This is a genomic window from Cellulomonas sp. NTE-D12, from assembly GCF_027923705.1.
Lineage (GTDB): Bacteria > Actinomycetota > Actinomycetes > Actinomycetales > Cellulomonadaceae > Cellulomonas.
On the sequence record NZ_AP026442.1, the window covers coordinates 1,305,272 to 1,330,443 of the forward strand.

The following is a 25,172-nucleotide window of genomic DNA, read 5'->3' on the forward strand; positions in this document are numbered from 1 at the left end:
CAGTGTGCGGCAGCGAGCGCGACCACCGCCGTAGCGGCCGCCATCCGGGCGTCCGACGCGCACGGTTCCCGCCGTGTTCATCGGCCGTTCACCACGTCGGAAGGCGGTCTCCGCCCGAGCGGGTGAGAGTTCGGTACGGGACGTTCGTCCCAATCCGACATCCAAGGAGCAGCACGTGCACCGCATGCATCGGTTCACCGCCGTCGGGGCCGCGAGCCTCGCCGTCGCGGGCCTCGTGGTCGCCTCGGCCACGGCGTCGTCCGCGCACGACCAGCGGGACGACGCCCGTCGGGGCGCCACCGCCACGCCGATCAAGCACCTCGTGGTGATCTTCAACGAGAACGTCTCGTTCGACCACTACTTCGCCACGTACCCGAACGCCGCCAACACCGACGGCACCCGGTTCACCGCCGCGCACGGCACCCCCCGCGCCAACACCCTGCAGACGGCCGGTCTGCTCACCAGCAACCCGAACTCGGCGCTGCCGCAGCGCCTGTCGTCCTCGCAGGCGCTGACCTGCGACCAGAACCACGGGTACAGCGCGGAGCAGAAGGCGGCCGACGGCGGTCGCAACGACCTGTACGTGCAGAACACCGACGTGGAGACCTGCACCCCCGGCCTGTTCACCGAGCCCGGGCTGGTCATGGACTACTACGACGGCAACACCGTGACGGGGCTGTGGAACTACGCGCAGCACTACGCGATGAGCGACAACTCGTACTCGACGACGTTCGGGCCGTCCACGCCGGGCGCGATCAACCTGATCAGCGGCCAGACGCACGGCATCCACGCCGTCACGCCCACCGGCACGCCGACCACCGACTCGTACGTCGTCGCCTCGCCGGACGCCAACGGCGTCGGCACGGTGATCAACGACCCGGACCCGTACTACGACGACTGCTCGAACACCAACGGCGCCAAGAGCAACAACCTCGCGGTGGCCAGCGGCAAGAACGTCGGTGACCTGCTGAACGCCAAGGGCGTGACGTGGGGCTGGTTCCAGGGCGGCTTCAGGCCGACCACGCCCTACGCCGGTCCCGGCACCAAGGCCGTGTGCGGCGCGAAGAGCACCAACATCGGTGGCGGCACGTCGCTCGACTACAGCCCGCACCACTCGCCGTTCGAGTACTACGCCTCGACGTCCAACCCGCACCACCTGGCCCCGAGCTCGGTGGCCGCGATCGGGCACACGGACCAGGCGAACCACAACTACGACGTGAGCGACTTCGACGCCGCGCTCGCCGCGGGCAACCTGCCGGCGGTCAGCTTCGTCAAGGCGCCCGAGTACCAGGACGGCCACGCCGCCTACTCCGACCCGATCGACGAGCAGCACTTCCTGGTCAAGGAGATCAACGCGCTGCAGAAGTCGCCGGAGTGGTCCAGCACCGCGGTGGTCGTCGCGTACGACGACTCCGACGGCTGGTACGACCACCAGTCCGCGGTGATCACCAACGGCTCGAACGACCCGGCCAGGGACGCGGCGATCTGCACCTCGGCTGCAGCCACCGTGGGCGTCGCGGGCGGCTACGCCGACCGCTGCGGCCCGGGCACGCGCCAGCCGCTGCTGGTGATCTCTCCCTTCTCGAAGACGAACTACGTCGACCACACGCAGACCGACCAGGCGTCGATCCTGTCGTTCGTCGAGACCAACTGGGGCACCGGCCGCATCGGCGACTTCTCCGCCGACGCCAAGGCGGGGTCGCTGGACGGGATGTTCAACTTCCACCGTCCGGTCGGCCGGCAGGTGCTGCTGAACACGGACGGGTCCGTCGCGTCGGTCAAGGTCACCACGCCGCAGCACGACTGACCGGCAGGTACCACGCGGTCCCGGCCCGGCCCGCGCACCTCACGGTGGCGGTGCCGGGCCGGAGCCGTGCCCGGGCCCGGATCAGGCCCCGGGATCGGGCCCTGGCCGTGCGGTCCGGTGAACGCCGTCGAGCGTCAGCTGGTGGACAGCTCGACGAGCACCGCCGGCAGGCCGTCGAGCAGCTCGCGCGCCAGGTACCCGGTCAGCCCGACGCGCGCGGCCAGCCGGTCACCGGCGGACCCGTGCAGCCAGACACCCCAGCACGCGGCCTGCGCCGGGTCGGCGCCACCGGCCAGCAGACCGGCGATCGCCCCTGCCAGCACGTCGCCGCTGCCGGAGGTGCCCAGCCCGGACGCACCGGTGCCGGACCGCCAGGCACGGCCGTCGGGTGCCGCCAGCTGACCGCCGCACGCGACGACGGCCCCGTACCGGCGCGCGGCCGCGGCGGCCGCCTCCGCCGGGTCCGGCTCATCGCCCTTCCCTGCCGCGCCGCCGTCGGGCAGCAGGAACTGCGCCTCGCGCAGGTTGGGGGTCAGCACGCTGCGGCCGCCGAGGAGCTCCCGGACGTCGTCGGGCAGGTCCCGAAGCACGCCGAGGGCGAACGCGTCCAGCACCAGCGGGACGTCCCGCGGCAGCCCGCGCAGCAGGTGCTCCACCAGCCGCCGGGTGCCCGCCGGCTCGTCGAGCCCGGGACCCACCACAACGGCGTCGGCTCGCTCCAGCTGGCCGTCCAGCGCGTCGTTCGGCCCGCTCACCGAGCCGTGGCCGTCCTCGGGAAGCCCGACGACCCCCGACTCGGGCACCGCGACGGCCAGCGGACCGGCCACGGACTCCCCGACCGCCAGCGTCAGCCGCCCGGCACCGACCCGGAGTGCCGCGAGCCCGGCCAGCAGGGCCGCGCCCGGGGTGGCTCGCGCGCCGCCGACCACCAGCACGCTGCCGCGAACGTCCTTGGTGCCGCTGCGGTCGGGCAGCGGCCAGCTGCGCAGCAGCTCCGGGGTGATCGGCTCACTCGCCACGGGGATCCGTCCCGGGGTGGCTGGTGACCGGCGCCTCGAGCACCTCGAGGTGGTCCACCACGTCGAAGGCGTCGAGCCGCCACAGGTCGTCGTGCCTGGTCAGCTGGGTGACCGAGGCGTTCCGCACACCGCGCCGGCGGACCTCGGCCATCAGCTGCGCCTCTGTCATGCCCTCGAGCACGTACCGCAGCAGCATCACGGTGGCGTCGTGGGTGACCACCAGGACGCGGTGGCCGTCCTCGAGCCGCATCAGGTCGCCCAGCACCGAGCGCAGCCGCTGCGCCACGTCCGCCCAGGACTCTCCGCCCGGCGGTCGGTAGTACATCTTCCCGAGCAGGTGCCGGCGGGCGTCCTCCTCGGGGAAGCGCCGCTGCACCCCCGCGCGGGTGAGCCGGTCGATGATGCCCAGCTCGCGGTCGCGCAGCCGCTCGTCGTACCGCACCGGCACCGTGAGGCCGGACGCGTCGAGCGCCGAAGCCGCCGTCTGCGCGGCGCGCACGTACGGAGAGCACCACACCGACTGCGGTGCCCGGTCGGGCGGCAGCGCGCCGAGCCAGGCGCCGAGAGCCCGCGCCTGGTCCTCGCCCCGCACGGAGAGCGGGGTGTCGGCGTCGCGCGTCTGGACGGCGATGGTGTCCGCCCCCGTCCGTTCCGCCTCGGCGGCGGCGACGTTGCCCACCGACTCGCCGTGCCGCACCAGCACCAGCTCGGCGGGACCGGTACCGCTCAACGGTCCTCGAGGGCCGGCACGATCGCCGTGGGGATCGCGTACGCGAGCGCGAACGAGGCGATCGCACCGCAGAACAGCCAGGGCTGCGCGCCGCCGGACACGCTGCCGGACAGCCCGAACAGCACGAAGGCCAGGGCCAGCATCACGAAGGCCAGCACGGTGCTCGCCGCACGGCCCGCGAGGCGCGCCTCGTGCGGGGGCTCGTCGTCGACGTAGAGCGGGTCCTCGTCGGACCGGTCCGCGTATCCGTAGCTCATCGGGTGCTCCCTCCAGTGGTGATCCCTCGCAGTATCGCCACAGAAGCCGTCCGGCTGCCCGGCGAGGGCGCCGGTCGGACAGCCCGCTCGGGTGGTCGGCGGGGGCAGGGTCAGCCGGGGGCAGGGTCGGACGAGGCAGGGTCGGACGAGGCAGGGTCAGCCGAAGCAGGGTCAGCCGAGCGCGGGGTCAGACGAGCGCGCGCGCCCGCGGCGCTCGCGGCCCGCGTGCAGGCGGCCGGCTGCCGGCCACCTCGAGCAACCGCACGGCCCGCAGCCGCTGCGGCCGGAACGGCTCGAGCAGCTCCAGCATCCCGGCGTCGTCCGTCCGGCGGCCGGCCAGCGACCACCCGACCAGGTTCGGCAGGTGCAGGTCGCCGACGCTGACGGCGTCGACGTCCCCGAGCGCACGGGACGTCACCTCTGCCGCGGTCCAGGGCCCGATGCCGGGGACCGTGCGCAACCGCCGTGTCAGCTCGGCGGCGCCGAGGTCCGCGACCAGCGCGTGGGCGACGGCTGCCGCCCGTGCCACGGTGCCGTGGCGCTGGGCGTCCACCCCGGCGCGCCGCCACTCCCAGACCGGAAGGTCGCGCCACACCGATGCCGGCGGTGCGACGGTCAGGCCCTCCGGTGCCGGGCCGGGTGCGGGCGTCCCGTGCCGCCGGACCAGCACCCGCCACGACGCCTGCGCGTCCAGGCCCACCACCCGCTGCTCGAGCACGGCGGGGACCAGCTGCTCCCAGACCTGCCCGGTGCGACCGATGCGCAGCCCGGGCAGCGCGCGGTGCGCGCGGTGCACCAGCGGGTGCAGGTGGGCGGGGAAGGTCGAGTCGTCGTCGTCCGCGCCGAGCAGCGCCGGCACCCCGGCGACCAACCGCTCCGCGCCGGGACCCCACGCCGCGGCGTGCACGGCGCCGGAGCGTGGTTCCAGGCGCAGCGTCGCCGGGCCGTCCGCCGTCCGCGTCGCCCACCAGACCGCGCCGTCGTGCGTCCACCGCCACACGGGATCGGCGCCGCCGTGCCGCAGCGGGACCAGGGTGTGCACCAGGTCGAGCGGCCGGGCCGGCCGGTAGACGTCCACGGCGACCGGCGCCGCGGCGCCCGCGACGTCGGTGGGCGAGGTCTGCGGCACGGGACCAGCATGACGGACGTGGACGTGCGCATCGGCATCTCGGGCTGGCGGTACCGGCCGTGGCGTGGGGTGTTCTACCCGCCCGGGCTGCCGCAGCGCCGGGAGCTGGAGTACGTCTCGCGGCGCCTGCGCACGGTTGAGCTGAACGGCTCCTTCTACTCGTTGCAGAGGCCCGAGAGCTACCTCGCCTGGGCGGCCGCCGTGCCGGCCGACTTCCTGTTCGCCGTCAAGGGCGGACGGTTCATCACCCACATGAAGCGGCTGCGGGACGTCGGCGCGCCGCTCGCCAACTTCTTCGCCAGCGGACCGCTCGCGCTCGGCCCTCTGCTCGGGCCCGTGCTGTGGCAGCTGCCGGAGCGGCTCGCCTTCGAGCCGGACCTGGTCGAGGCCTTCTTCGCGCAGCTGCCGCGCAGCACCGCGGAGGCGGCGGCGCTGGCCGAGCAGCACGACGAGCGGCTCGACGGCCGGGCGTGGACCACGACGGATGCGGACCGGCCGCTGCGGCACGCCCTCGAGGTGCGTCACCGGGGGTTCGTCGACCCCCGGTTCACCGCCCTGGCCACGGCGTACGGCGTCGCGGTCGTGGTCGCGGACACGGCAGGGAAGTGGCCCCTGCTCCTCGAGCCGACCGCGCCGCTCGTGTACGTCCGGCTGCACGGCGACACCGAGCTGTACGTCAGCGGCTACGACCCACCGGCGCTGACCCTGTGGGCGGACCGCATCCGGCGGTGGGCCGAGGAGGGGCACGACGTGGTCGTCTACTTCGACAACGACGTGAAGGTCCGGGCGCCGTTCGACGCGATGGCGCTCGCCGACCTGCTGGGCGTCGGCCCGCCGGCCATCGACTGACCCCGCGGTCCGCGCGGCCGGTCAGCGCCCGCGCAGCCGGTCGATCTCGCGCCGCTCCCGCTTGGTCGGGCGGCCGGCACCACGGTCCCGCACGCCCAGCGCCGCGACGTGGTCCTTCGGCACCGGTGCGGGGGAGCGGTCGAGGTAGCACGTCACCGCGACCGCCGCGGACACGCGCTTGACGATGGTCCGCTCGACGATCACCACGCGGTCCCGCTCGGCACCGCGGACGTGCACCTCGTCGCCCGGCACCACGATCGTCGCCGGCTTGGCGCGCTCACCGTTGACCCGCACGTGCCCACCCCGGCATGCGGCGCCGGCCGCCGACCTCGTCGGGAACAGCCGCACGGCCCACGTCCACGCGTCGACCCGCGCGCGCACCTGCTCAGCCGGCATCGCCCCAGCGTGCCACGGGCCGGGCGGGAGTCAGCCCCGCCCGGCCCGTGCCGGTCACCCTGCGCGCGACGGTCAGTGCCGCAGCTCCAGGTACTTCTCGATCAGGCCCTTGGTCGACGGGTCCTGCGCGTCGAGCGCCGCCCGGTCGCCCTCGACGGCCGGGGCGATCTCCATCGCGAGCTTCTTGCCCAGCTCGACGCCCCACTGGTCGAACGAGTCGATGCCCCACACGACGCCCTCCACGAAGGTGATGTGCTCGTAGAGCGCGATCAGCTGGCCGAGCACCGACGGGGTCAGGGCCGGCGCCAGGATCGACGTCGTCGGCCGGTTCCCCGAGAACACCCGGGCCGGCACGATCGCCTCGTCCGTCCCCTCGGCACGGACCTCGTCGGCCGTCTTGCCGAAGGCCAGCGCCTTGGTCTGGGCGAAGTAGTTCGCGAGGAACAGCGCGTGCACGTCGGTGTCGCCGTCCTTCAGCGGGTGCGCCGGGTTGGCCACCGCGATGAAGTCCGCCGGGATCAGGCGGGTGCCCTGGTGGATCAGCTGGTAGAAGGCGTGCTGACCGTTGGTGCCGGGCTCGCCCCAGAACACCTCGCCGGTCTGCGTGCTGACCGGGGAGCCGTCCCAGCGCACCGACTTGCCGTTGGACTCCATCGTCAGCTGCTGCAGGTACGCCGGGAACCGGGACAGGTACTGCGCGTACGGCAGCACCGCGTGGGTGTGCGCGCCGAGGAAGTTGACGTACCAGACGTTGAGCAGGCCCATCAGCACGGGCACGTTCTGCGCGAACGGCGTCCGCGCCACGTGCTCGTCCACCACGTGGAAGCCGTGCAGCAGGTCGGTGAAGCCGTCCTCGCCGATCGCGATCGCCAGCGAGAGGCCGATCGCGGAGTCCATCGAGTAGCGGCCGCCCACCCAGTCCCAGAACCCGAACGCGTTGGCCGGGTCGATGCCGAACGCCGCGACCTTGTCCAGGGCGGTCGACACGGCGACGAAGTGCTGGGCCACGGCACCGGTGCGGGCCTCGTCGGTGTCCTCGATCCGACCCTCGGCCACCAGCCGCTCCCAGAGCCAGGCCCGCGCCAGCCGCGCGTTGGTCAGGGTCTCCAGCGTGCCGAACGTCTTGGACGCGACGATGAACAGCGTCGTCGCCGGGTCGAGGTCCTTGACCTTCTCGGCCAGGTCCGTCGGGTCGATGTTGGAGACGAACCGCACGCTCAGCCCGTCCAGCACGTACGGCTTGAGCGCCTCGTACGCCATCGCCGGGCCCAGGTCGGAGCCGCCGATGCCGATGTTGACGACCGTGCGCACCCGCTCGCCGGTCACGCCGGTCCAGGCGCCGGTGCGCACCTTGTCGGCGAACGCGTAGACCTTGGTCAGCACGTCCTGCACGTCCGCGTCGACGTCCTGCCCGTCGACGACGAGCCGCGGCGACGACCCCGCCGGGCGCCGCAGCGCCGTGTGCAGCACCGCCCGGTTCTCGGTCACGTTGATGTGCTCGCCGCGCAGCATCGCGCCGAACCGGTCCGCGACGCCCACCTCGTCCGCGAGCCGCGTCAGCAGCGTCAGCGTCTGGTCCGTGACCAGGTTCTTGGACAGGTCGACGGTGAGGTCACCGAGCTCGAACGTCAGCCGACGGGCGCGCTGCGGGTCCTGCGCGAACCACGCCCGCAGGTCAGGGCGCAGCGTGCTCTCGTGGTCCGACAGCGCCTGCCAGGCGTCGGTGGTGGTGGGGTCGATGGGCGACGAGGACACGGCTGCTCCCGGCAAGGACGTGGTGTGGACCGTCCCACCGTATTGCCTCCCGGTGACCGGGCGACCGGGACCGCCGGGGGACCGGGAGGCGGCCGCCGACCGTAGAGTGCCGACGTGCCCGACCGGCCCGACGTCCCCGCTGCGCGGCTGGTGTGCTGCGGCCTGAGCACGCTCGACGTGGTGCAGGTGGTCGACGCGGTGCCCGGTCCCGACGAGAAGGTGGTGGCCCGGGACCTGCACGTGGCCTTCGGTGGTCCGGCGGCGAACGCCGCGGCGACGGCGGTCGCGCTCGGCGTGCCGACCACCCTGGTCACGGCGCTGGGGGAGGGGCCGGTCGCGGACCTCGTCCGCACCGGGCTGCGCGATGCCGGCGTCGAGGTGGTGGACCTGCTCGCCGGCCGGGCTGCCGACCCGCCGGTGTCGACCGTGCTGGTGACGGCCTCGACCGGCCAGCGTGCGGTGGCCTCCACCAACGCGACGGGTCGTCCGGACGACCTGGGACCGGCGGCGCGGGCGGTCCTGGACGTGCTCTCCGGCGCTACGGCACTGCTGGTCGACGGCCACCACCTCGCTGCCGCTGTGGTCCTCGCCGCCGAGGCCGGCCGCCAGGGTGTCCCGGTGCTCCTGGACGGCGGCAGCTGGAAGCCCGGCCTGGAGTCCGTGCTCGCCCACGTGGACGTCGCGGTGCTGTCGGGCGACTTCCGGCCGCCGGGCGCAGCCGACGACGGGCCGGACCGGCTGCTCGAGGCCGTCGCCGCTCTCGGCCCGTCCGTGGTCGCCCGGTCGGCCGGCGGGGGACCGGTCAGGGTGCGTCTGGGCGCCCGGTACGACGAGGTGGTCCCGCTGCCGCTCGCACCCGGCGAGCTCGTCGACACGCTCGGCGCCGGTGACGTGCTGCACGGGGCGATGGGCGCCGCGCTGGCCCGTGGCCGCGACCCGCTGACGGCCCTGCGCGAGGCGGTTCCGGTCGCCACCGAGTCGTGCCGCCACGCCGGCGCGCTCGGCTGGGTCCCGTCCCCGGCTCGCCACTGAGCGGCCGCACCTCGTCGCGCTGACCGCGGGCCGGGTCGACCACGCCGGGCCCGTTTCGGCCGTGTGACGCCCTGACCTGCGCAGACATCCCATGAGTCATGCAGGTGAACGGCTCGTCACGATGTGATCACGGTCACGGGAACCGCTTGACGTCGATTAGTAAGGAAGGTCTACTAACAAACGTGACGACGCAGGTGGGCGCCCGCCGGATCAGCCGAGCGCTGCGACCGACGGGCAAGGTGCTCCCCGAGCACGCCCGCGCGCACAACCGGTCCCTGGTGCTCGGCCACCTGTTCCACTCCGGCCCGTCGTCCCGGGCCGACATCGCCCGCAGCACCGGTCTGACCCGCGTGACGGTGTCCGACCTGGTGGGGGACCTGATCGACGAGGGCCTGGTGGCCGACCTCGGCGTCCGGTCGGCGGGGAGGGTCGGCAAGCCGGCCACGCTCGTCGGGATGCGGACGGAGGACTTCGTCGTCGTCGCGGTCGACCTGACCGACGACGCGCGGATGCTGGGCGCCGTCATGACGCTGACCGGCGATGTCGTCGCCCGCCGCGAGGTGCCGCTCGACGGCCGCCGGGGTGAGGAGGCGGCCGACCTGCTCACCGACCTGTGCCGCGACCTGCTCGCCGCGGCACCGGCGCCGGTGCTCGGCATCGGCATCGCGTCCCCGGGTGTGGTCGACGCCGACGGGGTCGTCGTCGAGGCACCCAACCGCGGCTGGTACGGGCTGCCCCTGGCGGCTCGGCTGGCACAGACGCTCGGCGTGCCGGTGCACGTCGCCAACGACGCCAACACCCGCGCGCTGGGCGAGTTCACCTACGGCGGTGCGCAGGACGCCGCGATGGTGCTCACCGTCGGCCAGGGCGTCGGCGCCGGCCTGCTGGTGGACGGCGCGCTGGTGCGCGGCCGGCGCTGGGCGGCCGGCGAGATCGGCCACGTGACCGTGGTGGACGACTCCTCGTCCGAGGAGCCCCTGCCGTGCGCCTGCGGACGCCGCGGGTGCCTGGAGACCGTGCTGAGCGCGCCGGCCCTGCGCCGCCGCGTCGCCGGTCTCGACCGTGAAGCTGCCGACGCCGCGCTGGCGTCGGTCGGACGGCTGCTGGGAGTGACCCTGGCACCCGTCGCGAGTGCGCTGAACCTCGCGGAGGTCCTGCTCTCCGGCCCGCCGGAGCTGCTGGACGGTCCTCTGCGGGAGGCGGCGCTCGCCACCGTGCGCGAGCGGACCATGCCCGTCATCGGGCAGGAGCTCGACATCCGGATGGCAACGCTGGACGAGGACGCCTCGCTGACGGGCGCGGCGGTCCTGGTCCTGTCGGGTCAGCTCGGGGTCACGTGACGACCCCGAGCCGACCGTCCAGCAGGTCGCAGCACCACCCGGCGTCGTCGTCGACGAACGCCTTGCTCACAGGAGGAGCTCCAACGTGAAGATCCTACGTTTCGCGGCCGTCGGCCTCGCGGCGACGCTCGCGCTCGCGGCCTGCAGCTCCGGCGGCGGCTCGAGCAGCACGACGACGGCGGCCGGTGGCGGCACGCCCGCGCCGGCGACGATCAAGCTGTGGCTGGCCGGCGCCGACACGCCCGACGAGCTGCGCACCTACCTCAAGACGGAGTTCGCCAAGCAGAACCCCGGCTCGACGCTGGTGATCGAGCAGCAGGACTGGGGCGACCTGGTCACCAAGCTGACCACCGCGCTGCCGGACGCCGCGAACACCCCGGACGTCGCCGAGCTGGGCAACACGCAGTCCTCGACGTTCACCAACGTCGGCGCCTTCATGGACATCTCGAGCATGTACAACGAGCTCGGCGGCTCGAAGCTGCTGCCCGGGTTCGTCGAGGCCGGCAAGGTCGACGGCAAGAACTACACGTTGCCCTACTACTTCGGCTCGCGGTACGTGTTCTACCGGGCCGACCTGTGGCAGGCGGCCGGCGTGACCGCCCCACCGAAGACGCTGTCGGAGTTCAACGACGACGTGAAGAAGATCGCCGCGGCGGACCCGAAGGGCATCGCCAACCTGTCCGGCCTGTGGATCGGCGGCCAGGACTGGCGCAACGCGGTCTCGTGGATCTTCGCCAACGGCGGCGAGCTGGCGGTCAAGGACGGCGGCACGTGGAAGTCCACGATGTCCGACCCGAAGACGGTCGTCGGCCTGCAGCAGCTGCAGGACCTGTGGAAGAACGCCTCGAAGGCGCCGCGTGACGCCACCGACGCCAACACCTACAACCACCTGAACGACTCGGACGCGGTCAAGGCGGCGGACGGCACGACGACGAGCTACTCGCTCGACGCGGCGACGATCATGGCGCCCGGCTGGGCGCACTGGTCCATCGGCGACCTGGCCAAGAAGGACGGCAAGGACGTCCGCAACTGGAACGACCAGACGTTCGGTGTGTTCCCGCTGCCGGGTGTCAACGGCGGTGCCGCACCGGTGTTCGCCGGCGGCTCCAACATCGGCATCTCGGCCAAGACGCAGCACCCCGAGCTGGCGAAGTCGCTGATGAAGATCATCTTCTCGCCGGAGTACCAGCAGATGCTGGGCAAGAACGGCCTGGGCCCGGCGAACACCGACTACGTCAGCTCGCTCGGCACCGACCAGTTCGCCAAGGCGCTGACCGAGTCGGCGCTGAACGCCAAGCTCACCCCGGCCGCACCGGGCTGGGCCGCGCTGGAGAACAGCAAGAAGCTCGAGGAGTTCTTCCAGAAGATCTCCCAGGGCGCGGACATCGCGTCGACCGCCAAGGCGTTCGACGACGCCGCCACGCCGATCCTCAACGGCAAGGGCTGACGTCCTGCTCCCCGCGGTGCCGGCACGTCGTCCGGCCGGCACCGCGGGGAGCCGTCCCTCCCGTCCGACCGCAGGAGCCCCGATGTCACGCCCCGACGCCTCGGCGTCCCCCGCGCCGGCAGGTCCGGTCCCGGTGCCGGAGCAACCGGTCGCCCGGCCCCCGCACGGCACCGTGCCGCGGCCGACCCGATCCGCGCGCACCCGGCGGACCGCCGTCGTGACCGTCGACCCGGACGCGCAGCGTCCCGCACCTCGCCGCCGCCGCGGCCCCCGCGTCCCCTACGCGCTGCTGGTCCCCTCGATCGGGATCCTTGTGCTCGCCCTCGGCTACCCGCTCGGCTGGCAGGTGGTCACGTCGCTGCAGAAGTTCGGCCTGGCCCAGCAGTTCGGCAAGCCGCCGCAGTTCGTCGGCCTGCGCAACTACCTCGACCTGGCCGCCGACTCCTATCTGTGGACCGTGGTCGCGCGGTCGATCGCGTTCTGCCTGGTCAACGCGGGCGTGACGGTGCTGGTCGGCGTGCTGGTGGCGCTGCTGATGAAGGCCGTCGGGACCGTGCCGCGGCTCGCGGTGCAGATCGCGATGCTGCTCGCGTGGGCGATGCCGGTGGTCGCGTCGATGACCGTGTGGCGGTGGCTGTTCGACTACCGCCGCGGCGTCGTGAACTACGTGCTGACCGCGATGGGCTTCCACTTCACCGGGCACAGCTGGCTGGCCAACCCGCTGTCCTTCTTCCTCGTCGCGACCGTGATCATCGTCTGGATGTCCGTGCCGTTCGTCGCGTTCTCGGTCTACGCGGGCCTGAGCCAGGTGCCGGACGAGGTGATGGAGGCCGCCGCGATCGACGGTGCCGACGGCGCGCGGCGGTTCCGCTGGATCGTGCTGCCGATGATCCGGCCGGTGCTGTCGATCGTGCTGCTGCTGCAGATCATCTGGGACCTGCGGGTGTTCGCCCAGATCCGGCTGCTGCAGGACGCCGGCGGCACCCCGAGCGAGACCAACCTGCTCGGCACGTACATCTACCAGCTGGGTGTGGGCTCCGGTGACTTCGGGGCGGCCTCGGCGGTGTCGATCTTCGTCCTGCTGCTCACCGTCGCCCTCAGCTGGGCGTACGTGCGCACGTTGCTGCGAGAGGAGGACGAGCGGTGACCACCCGTCGTCGTCGCATCCGCCCCGGCCGGCTGCTGCTCGGCCTCGTCGCCCTGCTGGTCGCGGCGCTCTGGGCGTTCCCCGTCTACTGGATGACCATCTCCTCGCTGATGTCGAACATCCGGCTGCAGTCCGGAGCCCCGACGTTCTGGCCGGTGAACGCGTCGATGGACAACTACGCCGCGGTGTGGGACTCCGGCTCGTTCCTGCCGGCGCTGCGCATGTCGCTGCTGGTGACCGGCCTGACGATCGTCTGCACGCTGGTGTTCGCGTTCCTCGCGGCGCTCGCCGTCAGCCGGTACCGCTTCCGCGGTCGACGCAGCTTCGTCCTCGCCGTGCTGCTGATCCAGATGCTGCCTGCCGAGGGCCTGTTCATCGCCCAGTACCGGCTGATCGGCTCGCTGCACCTGCTCAACACGGTGCTGGGCATCTCGATCATCTACGTCGCGGCCGTGGTGCCGTTCACCATCTGGATGCTGCGCGGGTTCGTCGCCGGCGTGCCCGTGGAGCTGGAGGAGGCCGCGATGGTCGACGGCCTGTCCCGCACCAAGGCGTTCCTGCGGATCACGTTCCCGCTGCTCGCCCCGGGCCTGGTCGCGTCCGGCGTGTACGCCTTCCTGCAGGCGTGGAACGAGTTCACCGTGGCCCTCGTGGTGCTCCAGTCCGACACGGCCAAGACGCTGCCGATCTGGCTGCGCAGCTTCGTGCAGGCCAGCGCCAGCCGGGACACCGACTGGGGGCAGGTGATGGCGGCGTCGTCGCTGATCGCCGTGCCGGTGATCATCTTCTTCCTCTTCGTGCAGGGCCGGATGACGTCCGGTCTGGTGTCCGGGGCGGTGAAGGGCTGATGTCCGCGATGGCACCGCCGGCCGTTCGCAGGGGGCCGACGGTCGGTGTCGACGTGGGCGGCACCAAGGTGCAGGGCGTCCTGGTGGACGACGCCGGCACGGTGCTGGCCGAGCGGCACGCCCGCACGGTGCCGGGGCCGTCGGGGGTGGTCGCCGGGATCGTCGCGCTGGTGCGCGGCCTGCTGGCGGACCGTGACCTGACGGTCGCGGACGTGGCGGGCATCGGCATCGGGCTGCCCGGCGTCGTGGACCCGCAGGGCGGCACGGTGGCGCACGCCGTCAACCTCGGCCTCGAGGCGCCGCTGCCGCTGGGCACGCTGGTCGCGACGGCGCTCGGCGGCGACGTCCCGGTCCGCGTGGAGAACGACCTGAACGCCGCCGTGGTCGGTGCCGCGCACGCGCTGGGCCGCACGTCGGCCGGCTCGGACGTCCAGGACGTCGCCTACGTCGCCCTGGGCACGGGGGTGGCCGCCGGCCTGCTGCTGGACGGCACGCTGCGCCGTGGCTCCCACCGGGTGGCCGGTGAGATCGGGCACCTGACGCTGGTGCCGGGCGGCCGGCCGTGCAAGTGCGGTCAGCTCGGCTGCCTGGAGCAGTACGCGTCCGGCAGCGCGATCGAGGCGGCGTGGCCGTCGCGGCACGGTCGACCGGCTCCCGCCGAGCTGTTCGAGGCCGCCGCGGCGGGGGACCCAGCCGCCGTCGAGGTGCGGGACGAGGTCGCGGCGGGGGTGGCGGCGGCGGTGCGGGTGCTGGTGCTGACCTGCGACGTCGACGTCGTGGTGCTGGGCGGCGGGGTCAGCCGGGTGGGCGCGCCGCTGCTGGAGGCGGTCACCCGGACGCTGGACCGACAGGCGGCGGCGTCGCCGTTCCTCGCCTCGGTCGGCCTCGCCCAACGGGTGCGCCTGGCGCCGGCGGACGTCCCGGCCGGGGCGCTCGGCGCGGCGCTGGTGGCGCGGGCGCACGACGGCGCAGCCGCGGCACCGGCCGCTGACGGGCGGAGGGCGCTCTGATGGAGGTGGTGATCGGCGCGCCGAGCGCGCTGGCACGGCTGGCGGCGGATGCGGTGCAGCGCCTGCTCGACGGCACGCCTCGTCCCGTGCTCGGCCTCGCGACCGGCTCGAGCCCGCTCGCCGTGTACGACGAGCTGGCCCGGCGGCACGCCGAGGAGGGCCTGTCGTTCGCGCACGCCCGCGGCTTCCTGCTCGACGAGTACGTCGGGCTGCCGGCGGGGCACCCGGAGGGCTACCGGGCGGTGATCGAGCGGGAGCTCGTGTCCCGGGTGGACCTCGACCCGGCCGCGGTGCGCGGTCCGGACGGCTCCGCGGACGACGTGCCGGCCGCCTGTGCGGCGTACGAGCGGGCGATCGTGGAGGCCGGCGGCGTGGACCTGCAGCTGCTCGGCATCGGCACCGACGGCCACGTCGGCTTCAACGAGCCCGGCTCGTCGCTCGCCTCGCGCACCCGGATCAAGACGCTGACCCGGCAGACCCGTCTCGACAACGCGCGCTTCTTCGGCGGCGACGTCGACGCCGTGCCGACGCACTGCCTGACCCAGGGGTTGGCCACGATCATGTCCGCCCGGCACCTGGTGCTGCTGGCCACCGGCAGGGGCAAGGCGGAGGCCGTGCACCAGCTGGTCGAGGGCGCCGTCAGCGCCCTGTGGCCGGGAACCGTCCTGCAGCTGCACCACCGGGTGACCGTGCTGGTCGACGACGCGGCGGCCAGCCGCCTGCAGCTCGCTGACTACTACCGCCAGACCTATGCCGGCAAGCCTGCGTGGCAGGGGATCTGACACCGGCGTCCGACGCCTGGATGTCACGCTCGGGGACCGGCGCAGTCGGGCGCGCCGGCGCGCCCGCGGGAGGGCCGGTGCGGCCGGCCCGAGCCCGGGCGGTGTCGGACCCGGAACGTACGATGGGGCCCATGAGCGAGCCGCTGCCTCCCACCGGTCCCGACGACCCGTTCGGGCCCCGGCCGGTCGGTGAGCCGGCGGCCGGTACCTCGGTGCTGGAGCGCACCGAGCACGCCGAGGAGCTCGAGCCGGGGGACCACGAGCGGTTCGCGCACTACGTGCGCAAGGAGAAGATCCTCGAGTCGGCGGTGTCCGGCAGCCCGGTCATCGCGCTCTGCGGCAAGGTGTGGGTGCCCGGGCGCGACCCGAACAAGTTCCCGGTCTGCCCGGTCTGCAAGGAGATCTACGACGGGCTGCGTGCGCCACAGGACGGTCCCGGCGGCGGGTCCTCCGGCGGGGAGGCCGGGGGGTCCGGCGGCTCCGGGCGCCGGTGGGGCTTCGGTCGGGGCTCCGGCAAGTGACGGCGGGGACGGAGCCGTCCCCGCACAGCCCGCACGTCTCGCCGTCGGCGGCGTCCAACCTGCCGCCGGCGTTCCCCGGCCGCGCGCCGTGGGGCACGGCGGGACGGTTGCGTGCGTGGCAGGCGGAGGCGCTCGAGGCGTACCGGGAGCGGTCGCCCCGGGACTTCCTCGCCGTGGCGACGCCCGGGGCCGGCAAGACGACGTTCGCGCTGCGGGTGGCCACCGAGCTGCTCCATGCCCGGGTGGTGCGGCGCGTCACCGTCGTGACGCCGACGGAGCACCTCAAGCGGCAGTGGGCCGACGCCGCGGCACGGGTCGGCATCGCGATCGACCCGACGTTCTCCAACGCGCAGGGACGGCACGGCGCCTCGTTCGACGGGGTGGCCGTCACCTATGCCCAGGTGGCGAGCCGCCCGGCCCTGCACGCCGCTCGTACCCACGCTGCGCCGACGCTGGTGATCCTCGACGAGGTGCACCACGGCGGGGACGCCCTGTCCTGGGGCGACGCGGTCCGGGAGGCGTTCGAGCCGGCGGCCCGGCGGCTGGCGCTGACCGGCACGCCCTTCCGCTCGGACACGGCGGCCATCCCGTTCGTCAGCTACCAGCGTGACCCCGACGGCATCCGGCGCAGCCGTGCCGACTACACCTACGGCTACGCCGAGGCGTTGCGCGACCACGTGGTGCGGCCGGTCCTCTTCCTGTCGTACAGCGGGTCGATGCGGTGGCGGACGCGGACTGGCGACGAGGTCAGCGCCCGGCTCGGCGAGCCGCTGACCAAGGACATCACCGCACAGGCGTGGCGCACTGCCCTCGACCCGAACGGCGAGTGGATCGGGAGCGTGCTGGCCGCGGCGGACACGCGGCTGACGGAGGTCCGGCGGACGGTGCCGGACGCGGGGGCGATGGTGATCGCCACCGACCAGGACGACGCCCGCGCGTACGCCGGCCACCTGGCGCGGCTGACCGGTGAGTCGCCGACCGTCGTGCTGTCCGACGACGCCGGCTCGGGCGACCGGATCGACGAGTTCTCCGCCGGCACGTCCCGGTGGCTGGTCGCCGTGCGGATGGTGTCGGAGGGCGTCGACGTGCCGCGGCTCGCCGTCGGCGTCTACGCGACCAGCACCGCGACGCCGCTCTTCTTCGCCCAGGCCGTCGGCCGGTTCGTGCGGGCCCGTCGGCGCGGGGAGACCGCCTCGGTGTTCCTCCCGAGCGTGCCGCAGCTGCTGGCGCTCGCCGCGCAGCTGGAGGTGGAGCGGGACCACGCCCTGGACCGGCCGACCTCGGCGGTGGACGACCCGGAGGCCGCACTCCTGCTCGCGGCCGAGACGGAGCGCAGCACGCCCGACGCCGTCGGTCCGGACGGTCTGGCGGGCACGTTCCAGGCGCTGGAGGCCCAGGCGTCGTTCGACCGCGTGCTGTTCGACGGCGGCGAGTTCGGCACCGGCGCCGAGGTCGGGTCCGACGAGGAGCTGGACTTCCTCGGTCTGCCCGGTCTGCTCGACCCCGACCAGGTGTCTGCGCTGCTGGCCCAGCGGCAGGCCGACCAGCTCAGCGCCCGTCGGGCCGCCGGCGCTGCGGCACCGCCGCTCGGCGACCACCGGCAGCGGTCGGAGCTGCGGCGGGAGCTGTCCCGGCTCGTGTCCGCGTGGGCCCGCCGCAGCGGGCAGACCCATGCGCAGGTGCACGCCGAGCTGCGCCGACGGTCGGGTGGTCCCGAGGTGGCGCTGGCGGACGTCGACCAGCTGACCGCGCGGGTGGAGCTGGTGCGGCGCTGGTTCGTCGGCCGCTGAGGGCACGGTCCGCTCGGCGCCCACCGAGGGTCGGATGCTCGGCGCCCGGCCACCTGGGGACTGCAGAATCCCAGGCCGTCCCTCGATCCGCCTGATGAGCGGGCCGCGTGGGGGCGCGACGCCGCCCCTTCCCTCATGAAGCATCTGAGCACCCGTTCGCACCGCATGAATGAGAGCACCCCATCCGTGGTGTGCCATTTCTCGTTAGTGCCGCCGAGCCGCCCACAGCCCGCCGCGGATCAGCGATATTCCCAGCCCGCCCGCATGACACGCGCACTGCCGGCCGTCATGTGCTTCGCCGGAAAGGGTCGGCCAGACCACGGTGCCGCGTTCGTACCGCCGCTTTGTCAGTGGTTGCCGATAGCGTTTCTGAGGTAGGCAAGGTCCGTCGTCAAGAATGCACGACAAGGACGTAGGGAGGGTGTGGCGATGGACTCGACGGTGCGAACCTCCAGCACGCCTCCCGTTGTCCGGGAGCTCGTGTCCGTCGTGGACCGACTGGTGGCGGCTGTCGAGACGTCCGGCGCGTCGGCGTCGAGGCTCGACGGACAGGCGGCTGCCGACGCCCTTCTGGCACTTCGGACCCAGCTCGACCGTCTTGCCGTCGCGTCCGCACGGCTCGCCACGACGGTGGAAGCGGACGGCGTCTGGGCGCTCGAGGGCGCTCGGTCCTTCCCGCACTGGCTCGCCGGCATGACCGGGATGCCGTTCCACCGCGCCAGGGAGCTGACGAGCACGGGGCGGGCACTGCGGGACCACCTACCAGCGACTGCGTGTGCTGCCCTCGCGGGAGCCATCGGCGCGGACCAGGCGCACCTCCTGGCCAAGCTGGCACCAACGTCCGACGCCCGCCGCCTCGCGCTCACCGCAGCTGCGGAGGAGTGCGGCGAGGAGTTCCTCGTGGCCCATGCGCGAGCCCTGCCGGCGGCCTCCTTCCGCCGGCTCGTGCAGCGTTGGGCCGCCGCGGCCGACCCGGAGGCCGACGAGCGGGGCTACCGGGACGCGTGCGAGCGTGAGCACGTGACGCTGTCCGCGACCACCGCGGGCATACACCTCACCGGATTCCTGACGACCGATCACGGCGCCGTGCTCAGCTCGGCGCTCACCTCCGTGATGACGCCACCAGCGCCAGACGACCATCGGTCAACGCCACAGCGCCACGCTCAGGCATTGGCCGATGTGGCACGGATCTGTCTGGACCATGGCCTCGTGGGTACCGGCGCCGCCGTCCGACCACACCTGTCCTGCGTAGTCGACTACGACACTCTGCGGCGTGCGGTCGGGGCTCCGGCCGGACTGCAGGGCGCGACCGGCACGGGGCGCGACGGCCTCGGGCGAGGCTTGTGTGATGGCGTCGGGCGGGGTCCACACGAAGGGGGATCGCTCCGGCTGTCGCCCGTGGCCGATGTCGAGCGCTTCGCTGTGGGTGAGCTGCTCGGATCGGGTCCCGTCCCGGCGTCGGTGCTCGCGAGGCTCGCGTGCGACTCGGAGATCAGCCGGATCGTCTTCGGTCCGGACTCGCAGGTCATCAACGCCGGCCGGGCCGAGCGGACGTTCGCCGGACCCCGACGCAAGGCGGTGATCGCCCGCGACGGCACATGCCGCTACCCCGGCTGCAGCGCGCCTCCTGCGCTGTGCGAGGTGCACCACGTGGACGGTTGGGCGGCCCGGCAAGGCGAGACCGACGTGAACCGCGGCGTGCTGCTGTGCTGGCACCACCACGACGTCGTGCATCGACGACAGGTGCAGATCGGACCGTCGCCGGGCGGTGGTTTCGAGTTCCGCACCCGTCACGGCACCCCGGTTGCCCGGTCTGCCTGATCGGCCCGCACCGTGGCACCGGCGCCGCGCGTGCGCCAGCTGCAGCTAGGCCTCGAGGCGCACGGTGACCGTCGGCACCGCCGCCTCGTCGGCCGAGAGCCGACGCGCACCGCGGGGCAGCTCGTCCCGGGAGGCCTCGTGGCGCGCCTGCGCCAGCCGTACGCCGGCCGGACCGGTCCAGCGCTCGTCGGCAGCACCGCCCATGATCAGCGGCACGTGCAACGGCCGGAGCGCAGGGTCCGGCGACCGCCACTGCTGGTCCTGCCAGGCGAGCACCCGCGCCGGCGGTCCGCTGACCAGCACCTCCTCGACCGCTCGACCGTCCGGGCCGAGCCGCCGCGCCGCCGCCTTGCGCCCACCGACGCTGGCCTTGGACCGCGACACCTTCGCGACGGCCTCCATGGAGCCGTCGGCCCGTTCGCGGCTGACCATCTTGTAGACCATCCCGCAGGTCGGCGCCCCGGAGCCGGTCACCACCGACGTGCCGACGCCGTAGGAGTCGACGGGTGCGACCGCCAGCGCCGCGATGGCGTACTCGTCCAGGTCGGACGTCACGACGATCTTCGTCCGGCGGGCGCCGGCCGCGTCCAGCTGGGCCCGTACCTCCTGCGCGAGCGCCGCGAGGTCACCGGAGTCGAGCCGGACCGCTCCGAGCTCCGTGCCGGCCGCCGCGAGCGCCCGCTCCACGCCGCGGTGCACGTCGTAGGTGTCCACCAGCAGCGTCGTCCCGCGTCCCTGCGACGCGACCTGCGCCGCGAACGCCGACTCCTCGTCGTCGTGCAGCAGCGTGAAGGCGTGGGCTGCCGTGCCGATCGTCGGCAGCCCGTACCGTCGCCCCGCCTCGAGGTTCGACGTGCCGGCGAAACCGGCGATGACGGCGGCACGTGCGGCCGCGACGGCCGCCTCCTCCTGCGCGCGCCGCGCGCCCATCTCCAGGCACGGCCGGTCCACGGCCGCGCTGGTCATCCGCGACGCGGCCGAGGCGATCGCAGAGTCGTAGTTGAGGATCGACAGGACCACGGTCTCCAGCAGCACCGCCTCGGCGAACGTGCCCTCGACGACCATCAGCGGCGACAGGGGAAAGAAGACCTCGCCCTCGGCGTACCCGACGACGTCGCCGGTGAACCGGTAGTCGCGCAGGTACTCCAGCGTCCGGTCGTCCACCACCCGCTCGGCGGCGAGCCACTCGAGCTGCTCCTCCTCGAACCGGAAGTCGCGCACCGCGTCCAGCACCCGACCCGTACCGGCCACCACGCCGTACCGGCGCCCCGGTGGCAGTCGCCGGGTGAACACCTCGAAGACGCAGCGGCGGTCGGCCGTGCCGTCGGCCAGCGCGGCCTGCAGCATGGTCAGCTCGTAGCGGTCGGTCAGCAGGGCCGTGCTGGCGGTCATCCGGCCAACCTAGTTCTCTACAGTGGGGCGATGCCCACCGAGACCGTGCCTGAGCAGGACGTACGGTCCGAGGAGCAGACCGTGGTCGCCCGGCCCTGGGTCACCATCGTGTGGAACGACCCGGTCAACCTGATGAGCTACGTCGCCTACGTCTTCCGGTCGTACTTCGGCTACTCCGAGCAGAAGGCGGAGCGGCTGATGCTGCAGGTGCACCAGGAGGGCCGCGCGGTCGTCTCGACCGGCAGCCGCGAGGCGATGGAGGTCGACGTGCAGGCGATGCACGGGTTTGGCCTGTGGGCCACGCTGCAACGCGAGGACGCCTGATGCGCGGCTTCCGCTACGAGTCCGGCGGCTACCGGGCCGAGCTCGACGCCGGTGAGCGGGAGGTGGTGGCGTCCGTCGTCGCCAACGTCGTCGAGCTGCTCGGCGGCGAGCTGCCGGACCTGGCCGACGGGTCACCGGACAGGGCTGCGGAGGCGACCGGGCGCTCGGTCCCGTCCGTCGCACCCGTCTGGCGGCTGCGCACGGAGCCTGTGCCGCCCCCCGACGACCCCGCCGTGCACCGTCTGCTGCCCGACGCGTCGCAGGACGACCCGGCCGTCGCGGCCGAGTTCCGCCGGCTGACCGAGGACGACCTGCGGACGGCCAAGCTGGCACGGCTGCGCTGGCTGTGGACCGCGCTGCAGGACGACGGACCGGTGGTCCCCGCGCCGCAGGCGCCGGCCGTCGCGGCGACGCTGACCGACCTGCGCCTGGTGCTGGCCGAGCGGCTCGGCATCCGCACGGACGAGGACGCCGACCGCCTGCTGCGCGCGGCGGGTCGCCGACGTCGCCACGGCGCCGACGACGTCCGCGCCTACCTCGTCACCGTGTACGACGCGCTGACCTGGCTGCAGGAGTCCCTGGTCCAGGCGATGCTGGCGCGCGGGGACCTGGGTCCGCCGGGCCGGGTCGGGCCGGGCGACTAGGCTCGCAGCGTGGACGACGCGCCGATCGGGATCTTCGACTCCGGCGTCGGGGGACTGACGGTGTCGCGCGCGATCCTCGACCAGCTGCCCCACGAGTCGACGCTCTACATCGGCGACACGCTCAACACGCCGTACGGGCCCAAGCCGCTCGCCGTGGTCCGTGCCTTCGCCCTCGCGGCGCTCGACGACCTGGTCGACGCGGGCGTGAAGATGCTGGTCATCGCGTGCAACACCGCCTCGGCGGCGATGCTGCGCGACGCGCGGGAGCGGTACACGCTGCGGCGGGGCATCCCGGTGGTCGAGGTGATCTTGCCGGCCGCGCGTCGGGCGGTGGCGGCGACCCGGAACGGGCACATCGGCGTGATCGGCACGCGGGCGACCATCGAGTCGCGCGCGTACGACGACGCGCTGGCGGTGGCGCCGGGCGTCCGCCTGACGACGGCCGCGTGCCCCGAGTTCGTCCCGCTGGTCGAGGCCGGCGTCACGTCCGGACCGCGGGTGCTCGAGGTGGCCCACGAGTACCTCGACCCGATCCGTGAGGCCGGGGTGGACACGCTGGTGCTGGGGTGCACGCACTACCCCCTGCTCACCGGCGCGATCAGCTACGTGATGGGCGAGGACGTCACGCTGGTCTCGAGCGCCGAGGAGACCGCCAAGGACGTGTACCGGACGCTCGTCGCGCACGACCTGCTGCGCTCGACGGACGGGCCGCCGCCCGAGCACCGCTTCGTCGCGACCGGTGACCCCGAGCAGTTCGCGCGGCTCGCTCGGCGCTTCCTGGGACCCGAGGTGACCGCCGTCGAGTCGCCGCTGGCCCTGCGATGAGGCTCGTCGTCGTCGGCTGCGCCGGCTCGTACCCCGGCCCCGACGCGGCCTGCGCGGCGTACCTGGTGCAGGCGGAGGACACCGACGGCCGGACCTGGACGGTGCTGCTCGACCTCGGCAACGGCGCTCTCGGCCCGCTGCAGCGGTACGCCGACCCGACGACGCTGGACGCGATCGGCATCTCCCACCTGCACGCGGACCACGTCGCCGACATGGTGGTGCTCAACGTGCTGCGCCGCTACCGACCGGGCGGCGCGCCCCTGCCGCCGGTGCCGGTGCACGGCCCGGAGGGCACGGCGGAGCGGCTGGCCCAGCTGGCGGGCAAGGACCCGGCGGCCGACTGCAGCGACCAGTTCGACGTGAAGGTGTGGGACCCGGCGGCGCCCGTGACCGTCGGTCCGCTCACGCTCTCGCCGGTGGCGATGAACCACTCGCTGCCGACCTTCGGGGTGCGCGTCACCGGACCCGCGGAGGGCGACGCGTCCCGTTCCGTCGCGCTCGCGTACACGGGCGACACGGACTCCGGTCCCGGCCTGGACGCGCTGGCGGCCGGGGTCGACCTGCTGCTCGCCGAGGCGAGCTACCTCGAGGGCCGCGACGACAGGTTCCGCGGCGTGCACCTGACGGGCCGACGGGCCGGCGAGGCGGCAGCCCGCGGTGGCGCCGGCAGGCTGGTGCTGACGCACGTGCCCGCGTGGAACGACGCCGAGGTGTCCCTCGCCGAGGCCCGGGCGGTGTTCGACGGTCCCGTGCACCTGGCCGCACCGGGTGCGGTGCACGCGCTCTGAGCGCCGCCCGGCTAGGCTCGCGGGCCGTGTCCCGGTCAGCCCGGGAGCGTGTCGGGGTGCCCGGATAGGCTCGCGCCCATGACCGTCCCCCCTTCGACGCCGTCCACCGGCGTGCCCGCCCGCGCCGACGGGCGCGCTCTCGACGAGCTGCGTCCCGTCGCCCTGACCCGCCGCTTCCTGCAGACCGGCGAGGGCAGCGTCCTCGTCGAGTTCGGGCAGACGACGGTGCTGTGCGTCGCCTCGTTCACCGAGGGCGTGCCGCGCTGGCGCAAGGGTTCGGGCCAGGGCTGGGTCACCGCGGAGTACGCGATGCTGCCGCGCGCGACGAGCACGCGGTCGGACCGCGAGTCGGTCAAGGGTCGCGTCGGCGGCCGCACGCACGAGATCTCGCGGCTCGTCGGTCGCTCCCTGCGGGCCATCATCGACGTCGCCGCCCTCGGCGAGAACACGATCGTGCTGGACTGCGACGTGCTGCAGGCGGACGGCGGCACCCGCACCGCGGCGATCACCGGCGCGTACGTCGCGCTGGCGGACGCGGTGGCGTGGGCCCGTGACCAGGGACTGGTCCCCGCCGGTCGCACCGTGCTCACCGACTCGGTCAGCGCCGTCAGCGTCGGCATCGTCGACGGTGCGCCCATGCTCGACCTGCCGTACGTCGAGGACGTCCGCGCCGAGACGGACATGAACGTCGTGGTGACCGGCAGCGGGAAGTTCGTCGAGGTGCAGGGCACTGCCGAGCACGCGACGTTCGACCGCGCGGAGCTCGACACGCTGCTGGACCTGGCGCTGGTGGGCACCGGCCGGCTGACGGCGCTGCAGCAGCAGGCGCTCGCCGCCGCGCCCGGCGCGCGGGTCACGGCCGGCGTCGAGGTGGCCTCGTGACGGCTGCGTCCGGCGCGACCGCACCTCTCCGGCTCGTCCTCGCCACCCACAACGCCCACAAGGTCCGCGAGCTGCGCGAGATCCTCGTGCCGGCGCTGCCGGGGCTGGACGCGGCGAGCATCGTGGGCGCGGGCGACGTGGGCGCCACGGAGCCGGTGGAGGACGGGCTGACGTTCGCCGAGAACGCCCTGATCAAGGCGCGCGCGATCGCGGCGTTCACCGGGCTGCCCGCCGTGGCCGACGACTCCGGCCTCGCGGTGGACGTGCTCGGCGGTGCGCCCGGCATCTTCTCGGCGCGGTGGAGCGGCCGGCACGGTGACGATGCGGCCAACCTCGAGCTCCTGCTCGCGCAGCTGGCGGACATCGCCCCGGCGCACCGCACCGCCCGGTTCATGTGCGCCGCGGCGCTGGTCACACCGGACGGGCGCGAGGAGGTGCGGACCGGGGCGCTGGACGGCGTGCTCGCCACCGAGCCGCGGGGCGCGCACGGCTTCGGCTACGACCCCGTGCTGGTGCCGCTCGGCGAGACGCGGACGTGCGCGGAGCTGACGCCGGCGGAGAAGAACGCCATCAGCCACCGCGGCAAGGCGTTCCGCGCGCTCGCCCCGCTCGTGGTCCACGCCCTGGGCGGCTGAGC

At 73.8% G+C, this 25,172-nt stretch carries 25 protein-coding genes; 18 read left to right on the plus strand and 7 right to left on the minus strand.

The genetic code is table 11. The features are described 5' to 3' along the window. Positions 1-184 precede the first annotated feature (184 nt). Positions 185-1,807, plus strand: a complete 1,623-nt coding sequence (locus QMF98_RS06040; protein ID WP_337975559.1) for a phospholipase C — start codon at positions 185-187, stop codon at positions 1,805-1,807. 134 nt (positions 1,808-1,941) lie between these two features. On the opposite strand, the gene QMF98_RS06045 is transcribed toward QMF98_RS06040, so the two are convergent. From QMF98_RS06045 to QMF98_RS06060, 4 genes are all read right to left on the minus strand, one after another. Next, a complete protein-coding gene (locus QMF98_RS06045; RefSeq protein WP_337975120.1) occupies positions 1,942-2,826 on the minus strand; it encodes an NAD(P)H-hydrate dehydratase in 885 nt (294 codons plus the stop codon). Next, a complete protein-coding gene (locus QMF98_RS06050) occupies positions 2,816-3,556 on the minus strand; it encodes a histidine phosphatase family protein (RefSeq protein ID WP_337975121.1) in 741 nt (246 codons plus the stop codon). Before QMF98_RS06050 ends, QMF98_RS06045 begins: the two co-directional genes overlap by 11 nt. After that, a complete protein-coding gene (locus QMF98_RS06055; protein ID WP_337975122.1) occupies positions 3,553-3,813 on the minus strand; it encodes a hypothetical protein in 261 nt (86 codons plus the stop codon). Before QMF98_RS06055 ends, QMF98_RS06050 begins: the two co-directional genes overlap by 4 nt. Before the next feature lie 187 nt (positions 3,814-4,000). Further along, a complete protein-coding gene (locus QMF98_RS06060; RefSeq protein ID WP_337975123.1) occupies positions 4,001-4,942 on the minus strand; it encodes a DNA-3-methyladenine glycosylase family protein in 942 nt (313 codons plus the stop codon). 9 nt (positions 4,943-4,951) lie between these two features. On the opposite strand from QMF98_RS06060, the gene QMF98_RS06065 reads away from it, so the two are divergent. After that, positions 4,952-5,791 carry a DUF72 domain-containing protein gene (locus QMF98_RS06065; RefSeq protein WP_337975124.1) on the plus strand — a complete coding sequence of 280 codons (840 nt, stop codon included), beginning with the start codon at positions 4,952-4,954 and terminating at the stop codon, positions 5,789-5,791. A 21-nt stretch (positions 5,792-5,812) separates the two neighbouring features. On the opposite strand, the gene QMF98_RS06070 is transcribed toward QMF98_RS06065, so the two are convergent. Together QMF98_RS06070 and pgi are read right to left on the minus strand one after the other, a co-directional pair. Further along, positions 5,813-6,187, minus strand: a complete 375-nt coding sequence (locus QMF98_RS06070; RefSeq protein WP_337975125.1) for an RNA-binding S4 domain-containing protein — start codon at positions 6,185-6,187, stop codon at positions 5,813-5,815. Between the two features lie 72 nt (positions 6,188-6,259). After that, a complete protein-coding gene (pgi, locus tag QMF98_RS06075; protein ID WP_337975126.1) occupies positions 6,260-7,942 on the minus strand; it encodes a glucose-6-phosphate isomerase in 1,683 nt (560 codons plus the stop codon). A 114-nt stretch (positions 7,943-8,056) separates the two neighbouring features. On the opposite strand from pgi, the gene QMF98_RS06080 reads away from it, so the two are divergent. From QMF98_RS06080 to QMF98_RS06125, 10 genes are all read left to right on the plus strand, one after another. After that, a complete protein-coding gene (locus QMF98_RS06080; RefSeq protein ID WP_337975127.1) occupies positions 8,057-8,974 on the plus strand; it encodes a PfkB family carbohydrate kinase in 918 nt (305 codons plus the stop codon). Between the two features lie 155 nt (positions 8,975-9,129). Beyond that, a complete protein-coding gene (locus tag QMF98_RS06085; protein ID WP_337975560.1) occupies positions 9,130-10,314 on the plus strand; it encodes an ROK family transcriptional regulator in 1,185 nt (394 codons plus the stop codon). A gap of 85 nt (positions 10,315-10,399) precedes the next feature. Next, positions 10,400-11,761, plus strand: coding sequence for an extracellular solute-binding protein (locus QMF98_RS06090; RefSeq protein ID WP_337975128.1), 1,362 nt, complete (start codon positions 10,400-10,402; stop codon positions 11,759-11,761). Positions 11,762-11,843: 82 nt separating this feature from the next. Continuing rightward, positions 11,844-12,908, plus strand: coding sequence for a carbohydrate ABC transporter permease (locus QMF98_RS06095; RefSeq protein ID WP_337975129.1), 1,065 nt, complete (start codon positions 11,844-11,846; stop codon positions 12,906-12,908). After that, positions 12,905-13,756, plus strand: coding sequence for a carbohydrate ABC transporter permease (locus QMF98_RS06100; RefSeq protein ID WP_337975130.1), 852 nt, complete (start codon positions 12,905-12,907; stop codon positions 13,754-13,756). The genes QMF98_RS06095 and QMF98_RS06100 overlap by 4 nt, the downstream gene beginning before the upstream one ends. Positions 13,757-13,764: 8 nt before the next feature. Then, entirely contained in the window at positions 13,765-14,766 is a 1,002-nt protein-coding gene (locus QMF98_RS06105) for an ROK family protein (RefSeq protein WP_337975561.1), read from the plus strand. Beyond that, positions 14,766-15,548, plus strand: coding sequence for a glucosamine-6-phosphate deaminase (gene nagB / locus QMF98_RS06110; RefSeq protein WP_337975131.1), 783 nt, complete (start codon positions 14,766-14,768; stop codon positions 15,546-15,548). The genes QMF98_RS06105 and nagB overlap by 1 nt, the downstream gene beginning before the upstream one ends. Before the next feature lie 131 nt (positions 15,549-15,679). Continuing rightward, complete coding sequence (locus tag QMF98_RS06115; RefSeq protein WP_337975132.1) at positions 15,680-16,069, plus strand: DUF3039 domain-containing protein; 390 nt, start codon at positions 15,680-15,682, stop codon at positions 16,067-16,069. After that, positions 16,066-17,859, plus strand: coding sequence for a DEAD/DEAH box helicase (locus QMF98_RS06120; RefSeq protein WP_337975133.1), 1,794 nt, complete (start codon positions 16,066-16,068; stop codon positions 17,857-17,859). The genes QMF98_RS06115 and QMF98_RS06120 overlap by 4 nt, the downstream gene beginning before the upstream one ends. Positions 17,860-18,288: 429 nt before the next feature. Next, positions 18,289-19,680 (plus strand): HNH endonuclease signature motif containing protein, encoded by a 1,392-nt coding sequence (locus QMF98_RS06125; protein WP_337975134.1) that lies wholly within the window; start codon positions 18,289-18,291, stop codon positions 19,678-19,680. A 45-nt stretch (positions 19,681-19,725) separates the two neighbouring features. On the opposite strand, the gene QMF98_RS06130 is transcribed toward QMF98_RS06125, so the two are convergent. Continuing rightward, positions 19,726-21,072, minus strand: a complete 1,347-nt coding sequence (locus QMF98_RS06130) for a nicotinate phosphoribosyltransferase (protein WP_337975135.1) — start codon at positions 21,070-21,072, stop codon at positions 19,726-19,728. Between the two features lie 30 nt (positions 21,073-21,102). Here QMF98_RS06130 and clpS point away from each other — a divergent pair, with 30 nt between their 5' ends. From clpS to rdgB, 6 genes are all read left to right on the plus strand, one after another. After that, entirely contained in the window at positions 21,103-21,396 is a 294-nt protein-coding gene (clpS, locus tag QMF98_RS06135) for an ATP-dependent Clp protease adapter ClpS (RefSeq protein WP_337975136.1), read from the plus strand. After that, positions 21,396-22,040: a DUF2017 family protein gene (locus QMF98_RS06140; RefSeq protein WP_337975137.1), complete on the plus strand. Its 645-nt coding sequence runs from the start codon at positions 21,396-21,398 to the stop codon at positions 22,038-22,040. Before clpS ends, QMF98_RS06140 begins: the two co-directional genes overlap by 1 nt. A gap of 9 nt (positions 22,041-22,049) precedes the next feature. Next, entirely contained in the window at positions 22,050-22,865 is an 816-nt protein-coding gene (gene murI, locus QMF98_RS06145) for a glutamate racemase (RefSeq protein WP_291761872.1), read from the plus strand. Beyond that, positions 22,862-23,653, plus strand: coding sequence for an MBL fold metallo-hydrolase (locus QMF98_RS06150; RefSeq protein WP_337975138.1), 792 nt, complete (start codon positions 22,862-22,864; stop codon positions 23,651-23,653). Before murI ends, QMF98_RS06150 begins: the two co-directional genes overlap by 4 nt. Before the next feature lie 78 nt (positions 23,654-23,731). Next, complete coding sequence (gene rph / locus QMF98_RS06155; protein ID WP_337975139.1) at positions 23,732-24,535, plus strand: ribonuclease PH; 804 nt, start codon at positions 23,732-23,734, stop codon at positions 24,533-24,535. Beyond that, positions 24,532-25,170 carry an RdgB/HAM1 family non-canonical purine NTP pyrophosphatase gene (gene rdgB, locus QMF98_RS06160; protein WP_337975140.1) on the plus strand — a complete coding sequence of 213 codons (639 nt, stop codon included), beginning with the start codon at positions 24,532-24,534 and terminating at the stop codon, positions 25,168-25,170. The genes rph and rdgB overlap by 4 nt, the downstream gene beginning before the upstream one ends. The last annotated feature ends 2 nt before the right edge of the window (positions 25,171-25,172 follow it).